Source organism: Xanthomonas arboricola, assembly GCF_002940665.1.
Lineage (GTDB): Bacteria > Pseudomonadota > Gammaproteobacteria > Xanthomonadales > Xanthomonadaceae > Xanthomonas > Xanthomonas arboricola_B.
The window spans coordinates 405,104-425,035 of the sequence record NZ_MIGY01000003.1; the positions used below are offsets into that span (position 1 = coordinate 405,104).

At 66.2% G+C, this 19,932-nt stretch carries 20 protein-coding genes; 10 read left to right on the top strand and 10 right to left on the bottom strand.

The genetic code is table 11. The features are described from left to right. Positions 1–19: 19 nt before the first annotated feature. The 6 genes from trmD to ffh form a co-directional block, all read right to left on the bottom strand. The gene (trmD, locus tag XarjCFBP7645_RS15360) at positions 20–778 is read right to left on the bottom strand and encodes a tRNA (guanosine(37)-N1)-methyltransferase TrmD (protein ID WP_039520068.1); all 759 of its coding nucleotides are present in this window, start codon (positions 776–778) and stop codon (positions 20–22) included. Positions 779–848: 70 nt separating this feature from the next. Continuing rightward, positions 849–1,361, bottom strand: coding sequence for a ribosome maturation factor RimM (gene rimM / locus XarjCFBP7645_RS15365; RefSeq protein WP_104538214.1), 513 nt, complete (start codon positions 1,359–1,361; stop codon positions 849–851). 44 nt (positions 1,362–1,405) lie between these two features. After that, entirely contained in the window at positions 1,406–1,666 is a 261-nt protein-coding gene (gene rpsP / locus XarjCFBP7645_RS15370; protein WP_011036396.1) for a 30S ribosomal protein S16, read from the bottom strand. 97 nt (positions 1,667–1,763) lie between these two features. Further along, positions 1,764–2,561, bottom strand: a complete 798-nt coding sequence (locus tag XarjCFBP7645_RS15375) for an aminotransferase class IV family protein (RefSeq protein WP_104538215.1) — start codon at positions 2,559–2,561, stop codon at positions 1,764–1,766. Then, positions 2,552–3,622, bottom strand: coding sequence for an NAD(P)H-dependent flavin oxidoreductase (locus XarjCFBP7645_RS15380; RefSeq protein ID WP_104538216.1), 1,071 nt, complete (start codon positions 3,620–3,622; stop codon positions 2,552–2,554). Before XarjCFBP7645_RS15380 ends, XarjCFBP7645_RS15375 begins: the two co-directional genes overlap by 10 nt. A gap of 235 nt (positions 3,623–3,857) precedes the next feature. Beyond that, on the bottom strand, positions 3,858–5,234 hold the full coding sequence (ffh, locus tag XarjCFBP7645_RS15385; RefSeq protein ID WP_104538217.1) for a signal recognition particle protein: 1,377 nt from the start codon (positions 5,232–5,234) through the stop codon (positions 3,858–3,860). 378 nt (positions 5,235–5,612) lie between these two features. On the opposite strand from ffh, the gene XarjCFBP7645_RS15390 reads away from it, so the two are divergent. After that, entirely contained in the window at positions 5,613–6,404 is a 792-nt protein-coding gene (locus tag XarjCFBP7645_RS15390; protein ID WP_104538218.1) for a cytochrome C assembly family protein, read from the top strand. Between the two features lie 52 nt (positions 6,405–6,456). Here the strand turns inward: XarjCFBP7645_RS15390 and XarjCFBP7645_RS15395 are convergent, their stop codons facing one another. Beyond that, positions 6,457–7,506 (bottom strand): aldose epimerase family protein, encoded by a 1,050-nt coding sequence (locus XarjCFBP7645_RS15395; protein WP_104538219.1) that lies wholly within the window; start codon positions 7,504–7,506, stop codon positions 6,457–6,459. 355 nt (positions 7,507–7,861) lie between these two features. Continuing rightward, positions 7,862–8,827, bottom strand: coding sequence for a LysR family transcriptional regulator (locus tag XarjCFBP7645_RS15400; protein ID WP_104538220.1), 966 nt, complete (start codon positions 8,825–8,827; stop codon positions 7,862–7,864). A 135-nt stretch (positions 8,828–8,962) separates the two neighbouring features. Here XarjCFBP7645_RS15400 and XarjCFBP7645_RS15405 point away from each other — a divergent pair, with 135 nt between their 5' ends. The 3 genes from XarjCFBP7645_RS15405 (at position 8,963) to XarjCFBP7645_RS15410 (ending at position 11,004) form a co-directional block, all read left to right on the top strand. Then, the gene (locus XarjCFBP7645_RS15405) at positions 8,963–9,235 is read left to right on the top strand and encodes a DUF2798 domain-containing protein (RefSeq protein WP_104538221.1); all 273 of its coding nucleotides are present in this window, start codon (positions 8,963–8,965) and stop codon (positions 9,233–9,235) included. A gap of 177 nt (positions 9,236–9,412) precedes the next feature. Next, positions 9,413–9,586 carry a hypothetical protein gene (locus tag XarjCFBP7645_RS21740; RefSeq protein ID WP_181126425.1) on the top strand — a complete coding sequence of 58 codons (174 nt, stop codon included), beginning with the start codon at positions 9,413–9,415 and terminating at the stop codon, positions 9,584–9,586. A gap of 68 nt (positions 9,587–9,654) precedes the next feature. Beyond that, positions 9,655–11,004: a glycoside hydrolase family 16 protein gene (locus XarjCFBP7645_RS15410; protein ID WP_104538222.1), complete on the top strand. Its 1,350-nt coding sequence runs from the start codon at positions 9,655–9,657 to the stop codon at positions 11,002–11,004. A gap of 96 nt (positions 11,005–11,100) precedes the next feature. Here XarjCFBP7645_RS15410 and XarjCFBP7645_RS15415 read toward each other — a convergent pair whose 3' ends face one another. After that, the gene (locus XarjCFBP7645_RS15415; RefSeq protein WP_104538223.1) at positions 11,101–11,469 is read right to left on the bottom strand and encodes a response regulator; all 369 of its coding nucleotides are present in this window, start codon (positions 11,467–11,469) and stop codon (positions 11,101–11,103) included. Beyond that, positions 11,462–12,625 (bottom strand): PAS domain-containing sensor histidine kinase, encoded by a 1,164-nt coding sequence (locus tag XarjCFBP7645_RS15420; RefSeq protein ID WP_104538224.1) that lies wholly within the window; start codon positions 12,623–12,625, stop codon positions 11,462–11,464. The genes XarjCFBP7645_RS15415 and XarjCFBP7645_RS15420 overlap by 8 nt, the downstream gene beginning before the upstream one ends. Positions 12,626–12,780: 155 nt before the next feature. Between XarjCFBP7645_RS15420 and XarjCFBP7645_RS15425 the strand changes: the two genes are divergently transcribed. The 6 genes from XarjCFBP7645_RS15425 to trxC all read left to right on the top strand — a co-directional run bounded on the left by XarjCFBP7645_RS15425 (position 12,781) and on the right by trxC (position 19,841). Continuing rightward, positions 12,781–15,945, top strand: coding sequence for a response regulator (locus tag XarjCFBP7645_RS15425; protein ID WP_104538225.1), 3,165 nt, complete (start codon positions 12,781–12,783; stop codon positions 15,943–15,945). Continuing rightward, positions 15,942–16,769, top strand: coding sequence for a CheR family methyltransferase (locus XarjCFBP7645_RS15430; protein ID WP_104538226.1), 828 nt, complete (start codon positions 15,942–15,944; stop codon positions 16,767–16,769). Before XarjCFBP7645_RS15425 ends, XarjCFBP7645_RS15430 begins: the two co-directional genes overlap by 4 nt. Positions 16,770–16,774: 5 nt before the next feature. After that, positions 16,775–17,353 (top strand): chemotaxis protein CheB, encoded by a 579-nt coding sequence (locus XarjCFBP7645_RS15435; RefSeq protein ID WP_024938076.1) that lies wholly within the window; start codon positions 16,775–16,777, stop codon positions 17,351–17,353. Further along, on the top strand, positions 17,350–18,480 hold the full coding sequence (locus tag XarjCFBP7645_RS15440) for a hybrid sensor histidine kinase/response regulator (RefSeq protein WP_104538227.1): 1,131 nt from the start codon (positions 17,350–17,352) through the stop codon (positions 18,478–18,480). The genes XarjCFBP7645_RS15435 and XarjCFBP7645_RS15440 overlap by 4 nt, the downstream gene beginning before the upstream one ends. Positions 18,481–18,853: 373 nt before the next feature. After that, a complete protein-coding gene (locus tag XarjCFBP7645_RS15445) occupies positions 18,854–19,219 on the top strand; it encodes a DUF1428 domain-containing protein (protein WP_104538814.1) in 366 nt (121 codons plus the stop codon). 175 nt (positions 19,220–19,394) lie between these two features. Next, entirely contained in the window at positions 19,395–19,841 is a 447-nt protein-coding gene (gene trxC, locus XarjCFBP7645_RS15450; protein ID WP_104538228.1) for a thioredoxin TrxC, read from the top strand. Positions 19,842–19,932 lie beyond the last annotated feature (91 nt).

The following is a 19,932-nucleotide window of genomic DNA, read 5'->3' on the forward strand; positions in this document are numbered from 1 at the left end:
AAGAGCTAGGGGTGAGCCCTTATTTCTCGTCGCCCGGGGCGAGTTCGCGGCGAAACTCGTCCAGCAGACGGCGATCGTTCTTGTCCAACCCGGCCTCATCGAGCAGGTCCGGGCGACGCAACCAGGTCCGGCCCAGCGACTGCTGCCGACGCCAGCGCGCAATTGCAGCGTGATTGCCCGAGCGCAATACCTCCGGCACATCGCCCCAGTCATGGGTCGATGGATGGCTGTAGTGCGGGCAGTCGAGCAGGCCTTGCGGGCCTTCGAAACTGTCCTGGGCTGCGGATTCGGCGTCGTTCAACACACCCTCCTGCAACCGCGTCACCACATCCACCAGCACCGCCGCGCCAAGCTCGCCACCGGACAACACGTAGTCGCCGATGGAGATTTCCATATCCACCGCCTGCGCCAGAAAGCGCTCGTCCACGCCTTCGTAGCGCCCGCACAGCAACACCATGCGTGGCAACTGCGCCAGCTCGCGAGCGAGCGGCTGGGTGAGCGGCCGCCCCTGCGGGCTGAGATAGATCACCGGCGCCGGACGCGCGTCTGCCGCTTGCACCGCGTCCAGGCAGGCCCGCAACGGCTCGATCAACATCACCATGCCGGGCCCGCCACCGAACGGACGATCGTCCACCCGGCGGTAATTGCCCTGCGCATGCTCGCGTGGATTCCAGCCCTGCAATTCCAGCAAGCCACGCTCCTGCGCCCGCCCGACCACGCCGAACGCCGCGCATTGCGCGATGAACTCGGGGAACAGGCTGATGACGTCGATGCGCACTGGAAATCGGAAATCGGAAATCGGGATTGGGGAATGGGTAAGGCAAGAGCGGAGCGACGCGCCGTTCCGGTCAGAAATCCGGATCCCAGTCCACCACGATCAGGTTGGCTTCGAAGTCGACCGACTTGACGAAATCCGGCAGCACGAACGGCACCAGCCGCTCGCGATCGCCGCGCACCACCATCACGTCGTTGGAGCCGGTGGAGAACAGGTGCGACACCGTGCCGAGCTTGACGCCTTCGACGGTTTCCACCTGCAGCTCTTCAAGATCCACCCAGTAATATTCATCGGGCTTGGGTGGCGGTAGCACGCTACGCGCGACGTAAATCTCGGTTCCGTGCATGGCTTCGACGGTGTCGCGGTCACTGACGTCGGGGAACACCGCAATCAGATTCTTGCCCTGATCGCGTCCACGTACGCCGCTCACGACCGATTCCTGCCCCGAGGGCGTCCGTACGATCCACGGCTGGTACCGGAAGATCGCACTGCGCGGCTCGGTCCAGGATTCGAGCTTGAGCTCGCCCTTGACACCAAAAGCGCCGACAATCCTGCCTAACAGGATGCGGCGCTCGGTCGGCTTCATCTGCGTCGACTCTGGACCAGGCGATGCCGCCCGGCCCTCCAAAATCAGGCCGCAGCGGCCTGGGACTTGGATGCTTCGCGATACAGGTTACGCACCTTGTCGGTCAGCTGTGCGCCCTGGCCGACCCAATGGTCGACGCGTGCAACGTCCAGCACGACGCGCGGTTCTGCGCCCTGCGCAACCGGGTTGTAGTAACCCAGACGCTCGATGTTGCGGCCGTCGCGCGCGCTGCGCACGTCGGTCACGATGATGTGGTAGAACGGACGCTTCTTGGCGCCGCCGCGGGTCAGTCGAATCTTGACCATGGTGTCGTTTTCCTGAGTTGCCCAGTCGCCAGAGTGGCGCGGTAAGCCGGCGATTATAGCGGGCTCCGGCGGCGAAGCCAAGTCACCCCGGAATCGCTCAGATCACTTGCCGGGCCTGGGTCTGCAGGGCCTGCTCCAGCAATGGCAGCTGCGCGGCCCGCGCCGGCCATGACGCCGATCCGGCTTGCACGATCGCCTGCTGACCGCGCGCGTTGCAGCTGAACGCGCCATCGAAGCTGCCCAGTTCGCTCAGCATGACCGGGCGAAACTCCTGCTGGATACCGAGCGCTTGCAGGCCTGCCTGCAGCAGACGCTGCTGGGTGCCGGGCAGCGCCGGCCCTTGCGGCCACACCACCCTGCCCTGCTGCCACACGCCCAGATTCCAGAAAGCGCCTTCCAGCAGATGCTCGTGCGCGTCGATCAGCAATGCATCGTCGTAGCCGGCCGCCATGGCCTGGCGACGCAGATGCAGCAGCGCGAAGGTGCCGACATGCTTGTGGCGGGGTTGCTCGCGCACATGATGGACCGGCTGCACGCGCAGCGCAGTGGCCGGCGCTCGGGCTGCAGGCGCGATGGAGATCAGCACATCGAGTGCAAGCTGGCGCGACGGATCGCGCAGGTCGAAATCCTGCGCAAACACGGTGATGCGCACGCTGGCGTCTTCGCGGTTCGCGGCCGACAACGCAGCGCGCAACTGGGCGCGCAGGGATGCCTCATCGATCGATGCACCGAACAAGGCAGCGCCGTCGTGTTGCAGCCGCTGCAGATGCAGGTCCAGCCCGCGTACCGCACCGGCGCGCACCTGCAGCGTGGTGAAGTGGCCGTAATTGACCAATGCGGCCGCGCCCAACTGCTGCGCTGTCGCCACTGCGCCGTTGCAGAAGATCAGCGGCACAACAGCGCCTGCGCTTCAGCCCACCACCGGGTCACCAGGTGTGCGGCAGGCTGTGCCGGTGCCATCCAGGCCGATTGGCCGGCCCAGGCCTGCATGGCGTCCAGGCGGTTGTCGCGCGCGGCGGCCTGACGCATCGGTGCGGTCAGCGCGCGCTGTACCGGATACGGCGCCGGCACCGGCGCCTCCGCGGCGATGGCAGCACGCACATAGGGCGTCGCGAGTGCACGCCCCAGCCGACCGGAAAATGCACGGGTCGGTTGGGTCTGTTCCGGCTCGGCCTTGGCCAGGGCGTCGGCCCAGGCACTGGGCAGCGCCGCCTCGGGCGTGCGCAGCAGGCCGGTACCGATCTGCACGGCGCTCGCGCCCAGCGTCAGCGCCGCGGCAATGCCGCGCGCATCGGCGATGCCGCCTGCGGCGATCACCGGAAGATCTAGGTGATCGACCAAACGCGGCAGCAAGGCGAACAACCCGGTCATCTGCCGCTCGGCCCGACCGGCATCGAATGCACCACGATGCCCACCGGCCTCGGCGCCCTGCGCAACCACCGCATCGGCACCGGCCGCCTGGGCCGCACGCGCTTCGTCCAGCGTGGTGGCGCAGGCGAACCAGGCAATGCCGGCGCTTTTCAGCCGCGCAACCTGATCGGGCCGAAACACGCCCATGATCGATGAGGCGACGGCAGGCCGTGCGGCGAGCAAGGCATCGAACTGGGCATCGAAGTCGGCCGGCGTTGCATCGCCCGCGTCCTCGGGAACCGGCGGCCCCCACTGCGACAGAAACGCGCGCATGCGCGCCTCCGCAGCGGCGTCGCGCACCGGTGCCGGATCGGGAATCCACAGATTGACCTGGGCAGGCCCGGCACTCGCTTCACGAAACGCCGTCATCCACGCCACGATGTCCTGCGGCTGCGACAGCACGGCGCCCATCGCGCCCATGCCGCCGGCATCGGCAACGGCCGCCGACAGCGGCACCGGGCAGGCACCGGCCATGGGGCTGAGCAGGATCGGAAGGCCTAAACCAAAACGCCGCTGGAAGGCGTCGACCTGCGAAAACGAACCCATCGTGCGCGCCCTGAAGTCATGATCAGGCCATGGTACCCGCGCGTGCATCCGACGTCCGCTCGGCGCATGCAGGCGGAATGCGCGATCAATCCAACGACCCTGCGATCACAGACCGCTGCGCCACGCTCGCACCGTCCAGCCAGCGCCCGACTGCAGCGCCGGCATGGCAGCCGGCGCGAGTTCAACGCCAGGCGCGCCTGTTGAGACACTCACCGCGCGCGTCGCCGCTCGAAACTCAACGGAACGGCATGCCGCCGCGGCCGCCCATGGCGCCCATCATGCCCTTCATGTTGCGCATCAGGCCCTTCATGCCGCCGCCGGCCAGCTTGCCCATCATCTTTTCCATCTGCTGATACTGCTTCATCAGCTTGTTGACATCGGCCGGCTGCATGCCGGAGCCGCGGGCGATGCGGGCGCGGCGCGAGCCGTTGAGCAGGGCCGGGTTGCGGCGCTCCTTCTTGGTCATCGAATTGATGATCGCGATCATGCGCGGCACTTCCTTGCCGGTGACCTGCTGCTTGACGTTGTCCGGGATCTGGCCCATGCCCGGCAGCTTGTCCATCAGCCCATGGATGCCGCCCATGTTCTGCATCTGCTCGAGCTGTTCCTTCATGTCGTTGAGGTCGAACTTCTTGCCTTTGGCGACCTTGGCGGCGAGCTTGGCGGCCTTTTCCTGGTCGACGCTGTGCTCGACCTGCTCCACCAGCGACAGCACGTCGCCCATGTCCAGGATGCGGCTGGCGACGCGGTCGGGATGGAACACGTCCAGGCCGTCGGTCTTTTCGCCGGTACCGACGAACTTGATCGGCTTGCCGGTGATGTAACGCACGCTCAGCGCGGCACCGCCACGGGCGTCGCCGTCGGTCTTGGTCAGCACCACGCCGGTCAGCGGCAGCGCCTCGCCAAAGGCCTTGGCGGTGTTGGCCGCGTCCTGGCCGGTCATCGCATCGACCACGAACAGGGTTTCGGTCGGATTGACCGCGGCATGCAGCGCCTTGATCTCGTCCATCATCGCCGCATCGATCGCCAGGCGGCCGGCGGTATCGACCAGCAGCACGTCGGCGAACGACTTGCGCGCATCGCTGATGGCGGCGCGCACGATGTCGACCGGCTTCTGCGAGGCGTCGGACGGGAAGAACAGCACGCCGACCTGCTCGGCCAGGGTCTTGAGCTGCTCGATGGCGGCCGGACGGTAGACGTCGGCCGAGACCACCATGACCTTCTTCTTGCGCTTTTCCTTCAGGTGCTTGGCGAGCTTGCCGACCGTGGTGGTCTTGCCCGCGCCCTGCAGGCCGGCCATCAGGATGATCGCCGGCGCCGGCACGTTGAGGTTGAGGTCGGTAGCGGCCGCGCCCATCAAGGCGGTCAGCTCGTCGCGGACGATCTTGATCAGCGCCTGGCCCGGGGTCAGCGACTTGAGCACTTCCTGACCGACCGCGCGTACCTTGATGCGCTCGATCAGCGCCTGCACCACCGGCAGCGCCACGTCGGCTTCGAGCAACGCGATGCGCACTTCACGGGTGGCTTCGCGGATGTTCTCCTCGGTCAGGCGGCCGCGGCCGCGCAGGCGCTCCATGGTGCCGGAGAGACGTTGGGTAAGGGACTCGAACATGCGCAAGGGACCGCGTGAGGGGAAACGGGCGTCGATTATAGCGGCACCGGCCAGCCAGCCGCCCCAGCGGCCGCCCGCCGCCCGACCGGCGAAGCCAGAGCAGGAAAACAGCCTCACCGACGCGCGGCAATGTGCACATCCAACCGGCGCGACAGCGCAGCAGCGCCAGGACAGGCACGGCGACTGCAGTGCCAGCGGGTAGCCCTGCTGACTCGCGCGCCGCCCCCGCACGCCAGCCCTCCTCCAGCCCCGCAGCGCGCAACCCTGCTTTCCTCGATCCTCGATCCTCGATCCTCGATCCTCGATCCTCGATCCTCGATCCTCGATCCTCGATCCCCGAATCCCGAATCCCGGCCCCCAATATGCGAAACTTCCACGATGACAATCGTTCTCATCGCGTTCGCCTTGTATCTGCTGGCCACGGCGCTGCTGACCCGGTCGGTGCTGCGCGATGGCAACCAGGCGCCTGCGCGCTGGCTGATCCCGGCGCTGGCGGCCGTGGCGCTGCACGCCGGGTATCACGTGCTGGTGGCGCTACGCACCGCCGGCGGGCCGGACATGCATTTCTTCGCGGCGCTATCGCTGTGCGGCCTGGGCATGGCCGCGCTGACGGCCGTGTTCGGCGCGCGCGGGCGCATGGCGGCGGTGGGCGTGGTGGTGTTCCCGCTGTCGGCGGTCTTGCTGGCCTGCTATCACGCTTATGGCCACGAACCGAGCTCGGACCTGGGCTGGCGGCTGGAACTGCACGCATGGATGGCGCTGCTGGCCTACGCCACGCTGGGCATCGCCGCGTTGCTGGCGATCATGCTGTGGCTGCAGGAGCGTGCCCTGCGCCGGCGCGACTTCCACACCTGGCTGCGCGCGCTGCCGCCGTTGACCGAGCTGGAGACGCTGCTGTTCCGCACGATCACGGTCGGCTTCGTGTTGCTGAGCCTGACCCTGCTGACCGGCCTGCTGTTCGTGCAGGACTTCCTGGCGCAGCGGTTGCTGCACAAGACCGTACTCAGCATCCTGTCGTGGATCGTGTTCGGTGCGCTGCTGATCGGCCGCTGGCGCAACGGCTGGCGCGGCACCAAGGCGGTGCACTGGACGCTGACCGCAATGGCGCTGCTGGTGTTGTCGTTCTTCGGCAGCAAGTTCGTGATCGAACTGGTGCTGGGGCCGCGCTGACCGCATTGGCTTCAGGAACCTGCGGGCCTCACCGTCGTTGCGATACCCGCTCTCAGGCGTCCAGCGCAGCGCTCACCGCCGCCCACGGCTGATCCGGCCCCGGGTTGGCGAAGTGGTAGGCGATGCGGCGGCGATAGACCTGCCCGGGCCGCAGGATCGTCGACGGGAAGTGGGGGTGATTGGGCGCATCCGGATAGTCCTGCGGCTCCAGGCAGACGCCACGGCCGAGTCCGGGATGGTGGTCGTCCAGATGCTGGCCTTCGTAGAGTTGCACTGCCGGCGCGTCGCTGACGATGCGCAGCGCCACGCCACTGTGCGGCGAGTACAGCTCGGCAATGCAATCGGCCCCGGCGGCCAGCACCAAGCATTGGTCGTAGCCCTTGCCGAGCACCACCTGTTGGTGCGACGGATCAATGTTCTCGGCCAACGCTGCAGCATGGCGGAAATCGAACGGCGTGCCGGCGACGGGTGCGATCTCGCCGGTCGGGATCGATTCGGCATCCACCGGCAGATAGCGATCGGCCGGCACCCGCAAAACTTGTAGCGCGGCGCGCTGATGCGGGTCGCCGGATAAGTTGAAGTACGGGTGATGGGTGAGGTTCAACGGGGTGGCGGCATCGCATTGCGCCTGGAAGTCCAGCTGCAGGCTGCGTCCTCGCAACTGCAGCCGCGCGCGCACCTGCAGATTGCCGGGGTAGCCTTCTTCGCCATCGGGCGAGTCGTAACCGAGCAGCACCTGATCCTGCGCCTGCTCCAGCACGCTCCACACGCGCCGCCCGAAGCCGCGCAGGCCGCCGTGCAGCTGGTTACGCCCTTCGTTGGCCGCCAGCGTGTGGGTGACGCCATCCAGCGTGTAGCGCGCACCGGCGATGCGGTTGCCGAAGCGGCCGACCAGGATGTTGAGGCTGTCACCATCGGCGGCGTACGCAGGCAGATCCGGCAATGCCAGCAGCAACGGCACCGCCGTGTGCTCGGTGGTCAGCCGCAGCGCATGCAGGATGCCGCCGTAAGTGAGTACTTCCGCCTCCAGGCCGGCATCGCTGCGCAGCGTGAGCGCATGGACGTCGACACCGCCTGGCAACTGCCCGAACACTCGCTGCATGGATCGTCCCGCCGATACTGGAAGCTGGCGAGCATAGCGGGGTAGCGCGGTCGACGACCATGCCCCGGCGCACATCCTGGCGTGCGATGCGATGACCATGTCGGCAAGGCATGCGCCAGCGCTCGGCTGATTGATCGCGGTGCAGCAATACGTCACGCCGTTGCAGACACTGGGCCAGCGGCGCCTCATGGTCCCCCACCCGACCACCGTTGCAACAAGGGCGCACGCGTGCAAGTCGTTCGAAACGGATCGCTCCAAGGCAACCCGGCACGCCTCACGCATCAGCACGTCACGCCCGCGTATGCCTTGTGGACCAGAGCGAGGCACCAGGCGGTGTCCAGATGGCGAATGCTGCCTATACTCCAGTTTCTGCCTGAGCCGGCGCCGGCGCGGGCTCGGCAGTACCCCATTGCACGGGCAGGCGTTCGAGCACGTGCTCCATGAAGGCGCGCACCTTCGGGGTGAAGTCGCGGCGGTCGGCGACGCAGAGGTAGATCCGCAGCGGCTCCGGCAATGCCTGGGCGGTGCTGCCGAGATCGGAGACAAACAGCGGCTGCAGCTCGTCGCGCTGCAGGTAAGGCTGTACGACATAGGCGGCCAGCCGCGCGATACCGCCGCCGGCAGCGGCCATGGTGGCGAGCGCATCAATATCGTCGCTGACCATCGCCTTGCCCAGCTCCGGCTGGAAGCGCACGCCATTGCGTACGAAACTCCACGGCAGGCAGCGCCCGTCGACCGGGTAACGCAGCAGCAGGCAATCGTGGTACTTCAAGTCGTCGGCGGTCTGCGGTGTGCCGCAACGCGCCAGATAATCGGGTGCTGCGCAGACCACCAGCGGTACCTGGGCGATGCAACGTGCCACCAGGCCGTCTTCCAGCTGCGCCTCGATGCGCAGGCTGACATCCACGTTTTCCTGCGCGTGCTGCACGGCCCGGTCGGTGCACAACAGCTCGATCTCCAGCTGCGGGTACTGCTGACGCAGGGCCGGCAGCATCGGGGCGAGCACGTGCCGCGCAAAGGCCGCAGTGCTGGCCACCCGCAAGCGCCCCGCCGGCGCCTGTTGCGGCCCGGCCACCGATTGCCGCGCGCGTTCCAGGTCCCGCTCCAGTTGCCGCACCTGTTCGAAGTACAAGGTACCGCGCTCGGTCAGCGCCATACTGCGCGTGGTCCGGTGCAGCAGACGCACGCCCAGGTGCTGTTCCAGACGCGCGATGTTCTGGCTGACCGCGGCCGCACTGATCCCCAGCAACTTGGCGCCCCCGGCAATGCTACCGGCATCGACAGTGCTGACAAAGCTACGGATGGACTGAAGAATGTTCATTGGCTAGGCAAGTATTGCCGAACGATTCGTAATTTCTTCTTACGTAAGCCGCAAGGCTACGCGATCTACCCCGCCAGCGGTGGCCTCTCTACAGTGCTGCCCATCGCGTCGATTCGCCGCAACCGAGGTCATTGCATGTCGTCATCTCCCCCCTCCCCATTGGTGCGCCCGCGCTGGAAACTCGGCGTGCGCACCACCCCGTTCGTGTTTGCGTTCTACATGGCCGCGATCATGGCCTTGCTGATGTGCCTGGTGATCACCGGCGCCAATACCGGTCTTGCCCCTGGCTACCTGTGGCGCGTGCTGGACGCCTACCGTATTGCGATGCCCACCGCGTTCTGCTGCGTGATGGTGGTGCGACCGTTGGTGATACGGCTGGTGGCGTGGACGGTGCACGCAGGGCATTGAGCCAGGCATGCGCCAGCATGCTCGACAAGCTGCCGCAGGCCATCGTGATGGTGCATCTGCAAGGTCATCGATGTGCAGCAGCACGCGGCTTGCCTGCCACGGTGGCATCCCCTGCGCAGCAGCCAATCCGAAGCCTGCCAAGGTGCGTATGCGGCGGCGATGGGACCATCTCCCGGCTTGAACGCATTGCTCCGGACGCCGCAGATGCCATCGCGCCCGCAGCGAAACATTCGCAGCCAGCTGCTGCCACGCAACATCCGCCGCATGCAGTCTGCGACCACCGTCATGCCGATGCTGGACTATTCCGGAATGGACGCCACGGAACTGAAACGCGCCACACAATTGCTTTGACACTAAAGTAGCCGCTGCGCAGCGTCACTTCTCCATGGACGTCGGTCCACTTTTCGGAGACGTACGCAATGAACACGCTACGCAGCGTGGCTGTACAGTTGGCCCTGCTATGGGCAGTGACGATGACACCAGGCGCACACGCGCAAACCCTGGTCTGGGAGGACAACTTCGACGGCCCCGGCATCGACGGCAACAAGTGGACCTACGACGTCGGCAACGGCTGCCAGATCGGCCTGTGCGGCTGGGGCAACGGCGAGATGCAGTACTACACCAGCCGCGCCGAAAACGCGCGCATCGACAACGGCCGGCTGGTGATCGAAGCGCGGCGCGAAGCGTTCCAGGGCATGCCGTTCACCTCGGCGCGTCTCAAGACCGAAGGCCGCATGCATTTCAAGTACGGCACGCTGGAAGCGCGCATCAAGACGCCGGTGGTGGGCAATGGGCTGTGGCCGGCGTACTGGATGCTGGGCACCATCGGCGTGTGGCCAGGTCGCGGCGAGATCGACCTGATGGAAGCCGGCATGGCAGCGGCGATCGCCAATGGCAGCGCCAATCGCCGTATCGGCGCCGCCGTGCACTGGGACTACAACGGCCAGCAGGCCGACTACGACACCAGCTACACCAGTCCGGTGGATCTGCATGGCGACTTCCATGTGTACCGCATGAGCTGGGACCCGCAGTTCATCCGCGTGTCGATCGACGGCCAGCAGTACTTCGAGTTTGCGATCTCCAATATCGAGGGCGCCTCGCTGCACGAATTCCATCAGCAGCAGTACTTACTGCTCAATCTCGCCGTGGGAGGCGCCTATACCGGCATCACCTCGCCTGCGGCGGTGACCGCGCCGCTGCCCGGCAGGATGGAGATCGATTACATCCGCCTGTATCAGAACCCCGGTTCGCAGCTGTACGTGGGCGCGCAACACGCGGCGCCCGCAGGGCGCTTTGGCGTGTTCACCGAGCAGACCGATACCAGCGGGCGGCTGAACCTGGGCCAGGATGCCGAGTTATATCTGTGGAACAACCTCGCCCCGATTGCGCAGGCGCCGTTCGAAGGCCGCAACGTGATGGCGTACCGCGCCAACGCTGGTGCCTGGTATGGCCTGGGCATCCAGACCGACTATCGCAACATGGCCGCCTATGCCGGCGGCGCGCTGAAGCTGCACCTGAAAACCACCACGCCGTCGACCTTCAAGATCGGCATCAACACAAGTTTTGGCGACAGCTGGGTGGATTTTGCCGCGGGCGGCAATCAGTACGGCCTGGTGCGCGATGGCGCCTGGCACGAGGTGAGCATTCCCTTCAGTGCGTTCTACGATCTGGATCTGCAGGCGGTCAAACAGATGTTCATGCTGGTGGCCGATCCACCCGCCGCACCGGTGGAGATCGCCATCGACAAGGTGTACTACCAAAGCCGTTGAGCGGCGTAGGCGCATGACGCACCGTCAACGCGACGCACGGCTGCCGCGCAACTGCGTGCAGAGGTGTGTGTAGCGCATGACACACGCAGCCAACGCTCAGGCGTTGGCTGTAACGCCTTTGAGCATATCGATCAGCTGACGCAGGCGATACGGCTTGGGCAGGAAATCCACCTGCGCCGGCAGCGGCGGCAATTGCGCCTTTGCAAACCCCGAGGCCAGGATCACCCGGGCCTGCGGCAGCAGCTGCGCCACGTGTTCGCTCAGTTCAATGCCCGACATGCCGTTGGGCATGCGGATGTCGCTGAAGACCACATCATAGGGGCCGCTCTCGCGCAGCATGCGCAAGGCGCTGTGGCCGTCGTCGGCGGTTTCGACGGCGATGCCTGCATCGCGCAGCGCCTCGCCGATCAGTTCGCGCAATTCCTGTTGATCTTCCACCATCAACAGACGCAGGGGTTCAGTCATGCTCAGCCTCCTCGATGGCCGGGAGAAACAGGGTAACGCTGGTACCGCAAGCCGGAGCGGTGTCCAGCTCGACGAAGCCACCGGATTGGGACGCAAAGCCATACACCTGGCTCAATCCCAGGCCAGAGCCCTTGCCCACGTCCTTGGTGGTGAAAAACGGCTCACTGGCGCATTGCGCCACATGCGCAGACATGCCGGGGCCGTCATCGCGCACGGCGATGCTGACGTAGCCGCGCGGCCGGCCATGCGGATCGGATGGCGCAACACGCTGCTGTCGCGCCGTTTCCAGCACGATGTTGCCGCCACCGGGCATGGCATCGCAGCTGTTGAACACCAGATTGAGCAAGGCCGCTTCCAGTTGGCCGGGATCCACGCGGATATCGGGCAATTGCTCGGCAAACTTGAGCGACAGCGCCAGCCCGGCCGGGCAGGCACGCCGCAGCAGTTCCAGCGAGCGTGTCACCACCGCGTTGGCGCCATGGCGCTCGGGAATCAGCCGCTGCCCGCGCGCGAAGGCGAGCAGCTGGCGCGTCAGCAAGGTGCCACGATCGACTGCCGTCTGCGCCGCCTCCACCAGCATGCGCGTGCGCGCGTCGTCGCCGGCGCGCAGCGCGATCAGATCCAGGCTGGTCGCCATCACCGTCAGCAGATTATTGAAATCGTGCGCCATGCCGAGCGTCAGGCGACCCAGCGCATCCACCTTCTGCGACTGCAGCAGGGCGTGCTGCGCCTGCTGCAACAGCTGCTGCGCCTGGTGCCGCTGGTCGATGTCGCAGGTGACCTTGGCAAACCCGGCCAACACGCCAAATTCCAGCACCGGCTCGATCGCCACACTTGCCCAGAAGCGGCGACCGTCCTTGCGCACCCGCCAGCCTTCGGTGGCAAAGCGTCCTTCGCGTCTGGCGGTATCCAGATTGCGGGCCGGTTCGCCGCGCTGCACATCCTCGGGCAGGTAGAAGCGCGAGAAATGCATCCCCATGACCTCGGCAGCGGTATACCCCTTGATGCGCTCGCCCCCGGGATTCCAGCTGCACACATGGCCGCCCGTATCGAGCATGTAGATCGCATAATCGGACACGCTCTGCACCAACAGCTGGCACTGCCGGCTGTCGTGAGAAAGCGGCCCCGCACTGCCGACGGCCGTTTGCGCATCCATCACGCGACTTTCCCCCGGAAAAGCGCGCGACCATAGTGACGAGTGCGTGAAGGCCGCGTGCAAGCCGACCCGGCTGCAGGCGTCAAGATACCGGCCATTTGCGCGTGAAAATTATCGGCTACCATGACCGCCCTTCCAGTCCGGTCCGTGCCTTTATGCAGAACATCTCGACCACACGCGACCGCTGGGTGTGGGGAATCGCGGGGGCCCTGATGGCAGGAACGCTCGGCGTGGAATTGATCACGCCGCTCGGCTACGCGGTGTGGTTGACCTATTTTGTCGCCGTGGGCGTGACGGTGTTCCAGAATCGCGTGCAGGCACCGCTGGTGGTCGCCGCACTGTCGTGCGTGCTGGTCGCAATCGGCTTTCAGCTGGCGCCGGCCAGTACCAATTCGAGTTTTTCCTCGGTCAACCGCAGCATTGGCGGGGTGTCGTTCCTGGCGATGGCGCTGGTGGTGATGCAGGCCATCCGTGCGCGCCGTCAGGCCGAACTGGCGCTGTGGCTACAGCAGGCCGAGAACACGATCGAAGCCAGCTTGCGCGGCGATCACAGCCCGGACGATCTGGCCAATGCCGCCGTGCGCGCGTTGTGCCACACGCTGGATGCGCAGGTCGGCGCGTTGTATCGCATCGAGGGCGAACGCCTGCGTCTGACCGGCGGCGCCGCGCTGCCGGCCGATGTATCCAAGACACTGCCCACCGATACCGGCCAACTCGGCGAGGCCTTGCGTGGCGGCACGGTGCGCCGGGTGCGCGGTGTGGAAGCCGGACATCTGCAGATCGCCTCGGGCCTGGGCCGGAGCGCTTGCCAGGAGCTGCTGCTGGCACCGGTCGTCGCCGATGGGCGGGTGATCGGCATTCTCGAGCTGGGCCGCGCCGCTGCGCCGGGCGCTGCCCGCACGCGCGAAGAAGAACTGCTCGCACGCTGCGGCGAAAACATCGGCCTGGCTTTGCGCACCGCGTTGCTGCGCGCGCAGCTGGTGGCCTTGCTGGAAGAAACCCAGCGTCAGAGCGAAGAACTGCAGACCCAGCAGGAAGAACTGCGCGTGGCCAACGAGGAGTTGGAGGAGCAAAGCCGCAGCCTGCAGCAATCGCAGAGCGATCTGGAACTGCAGCAAGCCGAGCTGGAACAGACCAATGTGCAGCTGGAGGAACGGACCCAGGCGTTGGAGGCCCAGAAGCAGGCCTTGCTGGTTGCGCAGAACCAGCTGGTGCGCAACAGCAACGAGTTGTCCACTGCCTCGCGCTACAAGTCCGAGTTTCTGGCCAACATGTCGCACGAGTTGCGCACTCCGCTCAACAGCGCGCTGATCCTGGCCAAGCTGTTGTCGGACAACAAGGACGGCACGCTCAGCCCCGAGCAGGTGAAATACGCACAGGCGATCCTGTCGTCCAACAACGACCTGCTGGCATTGATCAACGACATTCTCGACCTGTCCAAGATCGAGGCCGGGCACGTGGAATTGGCCGACGAAACCGTCGCCACCACCTCGGTACTGCAGCGCCTGCGCGAAACCTTTGAGCCGCTGGCGCGCCAGAAAGGCCTGGCGTTGCAGCTGGCTGCCGAATCCGACGCACCGACGCAACTGGTCATCGACAGCCAACGCCTGCAGCAGATCCTCAAGAACCTGCTGGCCAACGCGATCAAATTCACCGAACACGGCAACGTCAGCCTGTCGATCCAGTCGCACACGCCGGGCCGGGTGCTGTTCAAGGTCAACGACACCGGCATCGGCATCGCGCACGAACAGACCGAGATCATCTTCGAAGCGTTCCGTCAGGCCGATGGCAGCACGCGCCGTCGCTATGGCGGCACCGGCCTGGGGCTGTCGATCTCGCGCGACTTGGCGCAGCGCATGGGCGGCAGTATCCGCGTGGACAGCCAGCCGGGACGCGGCAGTTGTTTTACGCTGGAATTGCCGATCGACGGCGCACCGGCCGAGCCGGTCACGGTAGCGCAGGCCAACGCGGGCGCAGTAGCGATCGGCGCCACGCCGTCGTCGCGGCCCGCCAGCGGCATGGCCATGGCTTCGCGCCTTGGCGAGCGCGCTGCGGTGGCGTCCACGAAAATGCCGCTGCCGATTCCGGCAACCGCCACACCGCCGCTGCAGCGCGCCGAGGACGATCGCGACCAACGCACCCGTCCCGGCCGGCTGATCCTGGCGGTGGAAGACGAAACACGCTTTGCGCAGGCGCTGGTCGACCTGGCCCACGAACTGGATTTTGATTGCGTGGTGGCGCCCAGCGCCGAAGAAGCGCTGCATCTGGCGACCGAATTGCGTCCCAGCGGCATCCTGCTCGACATCGGCCTGCCGGATGCATCCGGCCTGAGCGTGCTCGAACGCCTCAAGCGCGACCCGGCCACGCGCCATATCCCGGTGCATGTGGTTTCCGCGCTGGAGCGCAGCCAGATTGCCCTGGAACTGGGCGCGGTGGGCTATCTGATCAAGCCAGCCACGCGCGAGCTGCTGGCGGGTGCGATCCGCCAACTGGAAGACACCAATGCACGCGCGGTACGCCGCTTGCTGATCGTCGAAGACGACAGCGCCCTGCGTGCGAATCTGCAATTGTTGCTGGCGCGCGATCAACTGGACATCGTCGCGGTGGGCAGCATTGCCGAAGCGATGCAGCAGCTGGCCGGCTCCACCTTCGATTGCATGGTCACCGATCTGGCGCTGCCCGACGGCAGCGGCTACGACCTGCTCGAGCGCATGGCGGGCAACGACGCAGTCGCGTTTCCGCCGGTCATCGTCTACACCGGGCGCGCGCTCACCCGCGACGAGGAACAACGCCTGCGCCGTTATTCCAAGAGCATCATCATCAAGGGCGTGCGCTCGCCCGAGCGCCTGCTCGATGAGGTGACGCTGTTCCTGCACAGCGTGGAAGCCTCGCTGCCCAGCGACCAGCAACGCCTGCTGCGTGAAGCGCGCCGCCGCGACGCGGTGCTGGACGGCGCCACCGTGCTGCTGGCCGAGGACGATGTGCGCAACATCTTTGCGCTGTCCAGCGTGCTCGAGCCGCTGGGCGTGACGCTGCAGATCGCCCGCAATGGCCGCGAGGCGCTGGAACATCTGGCCAAGCACGAGGTGGACCTGGTGTTGATGGACATCATGATGCCGGAGATGGATGGCCTGACCGCGATGCGCCAGATCCGCGCCAATCGTCAGTGGCAGGATCTGCCGATCATCGCGCTGACCGCCAAGGCCATGGCCGACGATCGCGAACGCTGTCTCGAAGCCGGCGCCAACGACTACATCGCCAAGCCCATCGACGTGGACAAGCTGGTGTCGCTGTGTCGGGTATGGTGCTCACGGCAATGAACGCGGTGGAGCTCTTCGACCTGGAACTGCGGGTACTGCTGGAAGCGGTCTACCAGCGCTACCACTACGACTTCCGCGATTACGCGGTGTCGTCGCTGCGTCGGCGCATGCGCCACGCGATGGCGCGTCTGGAGTGCGCGCGCGTGGCCGATCTGCAGCACCGTCTGCTGCACGAACCGGACACCTTTGCGCAGGCGATGCAGTTCTTCACCGTGCAGGTGTCGGAGATGTTCCGCGACCCGGCCTACTTTCGCGTCCTGCGCGAGCATGCGGTGCCGGTACTGCGCACCTATCCGTCGATCAAGCTGTGGGTGGCCGGCTGCAGCACCGGCGAGGAAGTCTGGTCGCTGGCCATTCTGTTGCACGAAGAAGGCCTGCTGGAAAAGGCGGTGATCTATGCCACCGACATCAATCCCGAGGCGCTGGGCATGGCCGAAGCAGGTGCGTTCGGCATCGACCGCATTGCGCAGTTCAGCCGCAATTACCTGGACGCCGGCGGCCGCGGCTCGCTCTCCGACTACTACACCACCGCCTACGATGGTGCGGTATTCGATCGCCGGTTGAAGCGCAATATCGTCTTCGCCGATCACAGCCTGGCCACCGACACGGTGTTCTCCGAAGTGCATCTGGTGTCGTGCCGCAACGTGCTGATCTATTTCAACCGCAGCCTGCAGGACCGTGCAGTGGGCCTGTTTTACGATGCCTTGGTGCATCGCGGGTTTCTGGGCCTGGGCAGCAAGGAATCGCTGCAGTTCGGTGCGCATGCGCAGGCATTCGAGACCGTGGCACGCGAGCAGCGCCTGTTCCGCAAGGCGGCGGCATGAATGTCATGCACGCGGCGGCAGCGCAGTTCGACGCGATGGTGATCGGTGCCTCGGCCGGCGGCGTCATGGCCTTGCAGGCACTGTTGTCCAGCCTGCCTGCGGACCTGCCGATGCCGGTGCTGGTGGTGTTGCATCTGCCGCGCGACCGCACCAGCCATCTTGCCGAATTGATGGATGCACGCTGCGCCTTGCCGGTGCGCGAAGCCGAAGACAAGCAGCCGCTGCTTGCCGGCAGTGTCACCATCGCCCCGCCCGACTACCATCTGCTGGTGGAAACACGCGACAGCCTGGCGTTGTCGATGGATGCACCGGTGCTGTTCTCGCGCCCGGCGATCGATCCCTTGTTCGAATCGGCCGCCGACGTCTTCGGCCAGCGCCTGCTGGCGATTCTGCTCACCGGCGCCAGCAGCGACGGCAGCGCCGGGGTGGCGGCGGTGCGCGCGGTCGGCGGCACCGCCTGGATCCAGCGCCCCGACGATGCCGCCTCACCGCTGATGCCCGCCTCCGCTCTCGCCTATGCTGGCGCCGATGCGGTGCTCACCCTGCAGGCGATCTGCAGCCGACTGGAAGCCTTTCACCCATGAACCTCACCGCGACCGGCCTGGCTGCGCACAGCAACGGCGATGAACCCGCCAAGCTGCTGATCGTCGACGACGTGCCGCAGAATCTGGTGGCGATGGAAGCGCTGCTGCAGCGCGACGGCCTTCAGGTGCTGTGCGCCGCGTCCGGCGCACAGGCGCTGGAACTGCTGCTCGAACACGACGTGGCGCTGGCGCTGCTGGATGTGCACATGCCGGAGATGGATGGCTTTTCGCTGGCCGAACTGATGCGCGGCTCGCAGCGTAGCCGGCATGTGCCGATCATTTTCCTGACCGCATCGCCGAACGATCCGATGCGCGCGTTCCAGGGCTACGAAACCGGCGCGGTGGATTTCCTGCACAAGCCGATCGAGCCGCACGTGATCCTGAGCAAGGTCAATGTGTTCATCGAGTTGTACCAGCAGCGGCGCCTGCTCAAGGCGCGCAACGCTTCGCTGGAACGCGCCCTCACCCTCAACGAAACCATGATGGCCGTGCTCACCCACGACCTGCGCACGCCGCTGTCGGTGATCCTGCTGTGCGCCGACAAGCTCAGCCTGGATGTGGACGCCGACGGCTCGGCCGCGCGCACGCTCGATCACCTGGAAAACAGCGCGCGGCGCATGGCGCGAATGGTCGAACAGTTGCTGGATTTCTCGCGCCTGCGCAGCGACGGGCTGTCGATGCAGTTCGGCCCCTGCAATCTGGGCGAAGTGACCCACAGCGTGGTGGGCGAGGTGGCCCAGGCCAATCCGCACACGCCGATCGACCTGCGTACCGAAGGCGATCTGGACGGCGACGGCGATGGCGATCGCCTGGCACAGGTCGTGTCCAATCTGGTCGGCAACGCGGTGCTGCATGGCGGCAACCAGCCTGTGCGGGTGCACCTGGACGGACGCGAACGCGACACGCTGCGGCTGTCGGTACGCAACGTCGGGCGCATCGCGGACAGTCTGATGCCGCGCCTGTTCGAGCCGTTCAAGGCCAGCTTCCATGCCAGCCAGGGGCTGGGTCTGGGCCTGTTCATCGCCGACCAATTCGTCAAGGCGCACGGTGGCACGCTGCAGGCGCGCAACGAAGACGGCGAAGTGGTGTTTGAGGCCGTGCTGCGGCGACACAACCTGGCCGGGTAATCGCAGGTCGGACATCAGAGTGTCCGCCACAGCGCCCGGCAGCGCGTGCTGCTTGGTCGAAGCCCACGCGATGCCCATGCTGGCGCCCGTCGCAGCGCCAGTCCCTGGCGACAACGCCCCCTGACGAACTCATCCAGAATGCACCGCGCATCGTGCCGCGCGCGCGATCCGGCAATGCAAGCCAGGCACAACGACGTGTGCATCAACGTCATGCGAGCGCGACCAGTGCTCCCCGGCGAGATGCGCCGTATGCTCGCACTCCATGCGCGGGGCGGCACACGCTCTGGCGCTGCTTTGCCGCTTGTGTCGATCGCACCAGCATCTGTTCGTCATCATCAGGCGCACGCCGTGCGCCATGTCTGAGGAGGTGGTCATGTCGTATGTGGATGGGTTTGCGCTTGCGGTGCCGACGGTCAACAAGGCCGCGTTTCTGGAACATGCCCGCATGGGCGATGCCGTCATCATCGAGTACGGCGCGTTGCGCGTGGTGGAGTGCTGGGGCGATGACGTCCAGCACGGACAACTGACCGACTTCCATCGCGCGGTCGATGCCGGCGAGGACGAAACCGTGGTGTTTTCGTGGATCGAATGGCCGGACAAGGCGACCCGCGATGCGGGCATGCGCAAGATGATGGACGACCCGCGCATGGACCCGTCGGTCAACCCGATGCCGTTCGATGGCAAGCGCCTGATCTACGGCGGCTTCGTTCCGATCCTGAGCCTGGGGCAGTCGGGCTGAGCACTGCAGCGCGTGCGCCGGCCTGTCGCATGAGCGCCGCACACCCGGTGTTGCGGCAGTGGCCGACGACACCGGGCCTTCGGCGATGGCAGTTACACTGGCCGCATGCAGCCGCGCTCACCGCTCATAATGCGCGAGCGCAGCGATTGCATTGCCTGCCACCGGAGACCGCCGCATGACAGACGCACCGCTTTTGATCGCCTGCCCGAACTGCGCTGCGATGAACCGTGTCGCAGCTGCGCGTCTGCGCGATGCACCCAACTGCGGCAGTTGCCACAAGCCCTTGTTCCTGGGCACGCCGGTGGCGCTGTCGGCGGCCGATTTCGACAAGCATGCGGTGCGCAGCGCGCTGCCGTTGGTGGTGGATTTCTGGGCGCCGTGGTGCGGACCATGCCTGAGCATGGCGCCACAGTTTGCCGCAGCCGCGGCAATGCTCGAACCGCAGGTCCGGCTGGCGAAGGTCGATACCGATCTGCATCCGGCGCTGGGCACGCGCTTTGGCATCCGCAGCATCCCGACCTTGCTGGCCATCCGCGGCGGCAGCGAGCTGGGTCGTCACTCGGGCGCGGTGAGCAGCGCGCAGATCGTCAGCTGGGTGCAGTCGGTATTGCGCAGCCGTTGATACAAAAAACCCGCTGCGCGATGCACGCAGCGGGCCTGGTTCTACGACCAGCATCGCTGCGCCACGCGCGCAGTGATGCCGATCAATCAGC

What these genes read in the sequence shown, in the direction of transcription:
- XarjCFBP7645_RS15440 (WP_104538227.1), top strand. Translation starts at nt 17,350, where the DNA reads ATGAACCTCACCGCGACCGGCCTGGCTGCGCACAGCAACGGCGATGAA.
- XarjCFBP7645_RS15395 (WP_104538219.1), bottom strand. Translation starts at nt 7,506, where the DNA reads ATGCAGCGAGTGTTCGGGCAGTTGCCAGGCGGTGTCGACGTCCATGCG.
- trxC (WP_104538228.1), top strand. Translation starts at nt 19,395, where the DNA reads ATGACAGACGCACCGCTTTTGATCGCCTGCCCGAACTGCGCTGCGATG.
- XarjCFBP7645_RS15430 (WP_104538226.1), top strand. Translation starts at nt 15,942, where the DNA reads ATGAACGCGGTGGAGCTCTTCGACCTGGAACTGCGGGTACTGCTGGAA.
- XarjCFBP7645_RS15405 (WP_104538221.1), top strand. Translation starts at nt 8,963, where the DNA reads ATGTCGTCATCTCCCCCCTCCCCATTGGTGCGCCCGCGCTGGAAACTC.
- rimM (WP_104538214.1), bottom strand. Translation starts at nt 1,361, where the DNA reads ATGAAGCCGACCGAGCGCCGCATCCTGTTAGGCAGGATTGTCGGCGCT.
- XarjCFBP7645_RS15390 (WP_104538218.1), top strand. Translation starts at nt 5,613, where the DNA reads ATGACAATCGTTCTCATCGCGTTCGCCTTGTATCTGCTGGCCACGGCG.
- XarjCFBP7645_RS15415 (WP_104538223.1), bottom strand. Translation starts at nt 11,469, where the DNA reads ATGACTGAACCCCTGCGTCTGTTGATGGTGGAAGATCAACAGGAATTG.
- XarjCFBP7645_RS15425 (WP_104538225.1), top strand. Translation starts at nt 12,781, where the DNA reads ATGCAGAACATCTCGACCACACGCGACCGCTGGGTGTGGGGAATCGCG.
- XarjCFBP7645_RS15410 (WP_104538222.1), top strand. Translation starts at nt 9,655, where the DNA reads ATGAACACGCTACGCAGCGTGGCTGTACAGTTGGCCCTGCTATGGGCA.
- XarjCFBP7645_RS15380 (WP_104538216.1), bottom strand. Translation starts at nt 3,622, where the DNA reads ATGGGTTCGTTTTCGCAGGTCGACGCCTTCCAGCGGCGTTTTGGTTTA.
- XarjCFBP7645_RS15445 (WP_104538814.1), top strand. Translation starts at nt 18,854, where the DNA reads ATGTCGTATGTGGATGGGTTTGCGCTTGCGGTGCCGACGGTCAACAAG.
- ffh (WP_104538217.1), bottom strand. Translation starts at nt 5,234, where the DNA reads ATGTTCGAGTCCCTTACCCAACGTCTCTCCGGCACCATGGAGCGCCTG.
- XarjCFBP7645_RS15435 (WP_024938076.1), top strand. Translation starts at nt 16,775, where the DNA reads ATGCACGCGGCGGCAGCGCAGTTCGACGCGATGGTGATCGGTGCCTCG.
- XarjCFBP7645_RS15400 (WP_104538220.1), bottom strand. Translation starts at nt 8,827, where the DNA reads ATGAACATTCTTCAGTCCATCCGTAGCTTTGTCAGCACTGTCGATGCC.
- rpsP (WP_011036396.1), bottom strand. Translation starts at nt 1,666, where the DNA reads ATGGTCAAGATTCGACTGACCCGCGGCGGCGCCAAGAAGCGTCCGTTC.
- XarjCFBP7645_RS15420 (WP_104538224.1), bottom strand. Translation starts at nt 12,625, where the DNA reads ATGGATGCGCAAACGGCCGTCGGCAGTGCGGGGCCGCTTTCTCACGAC.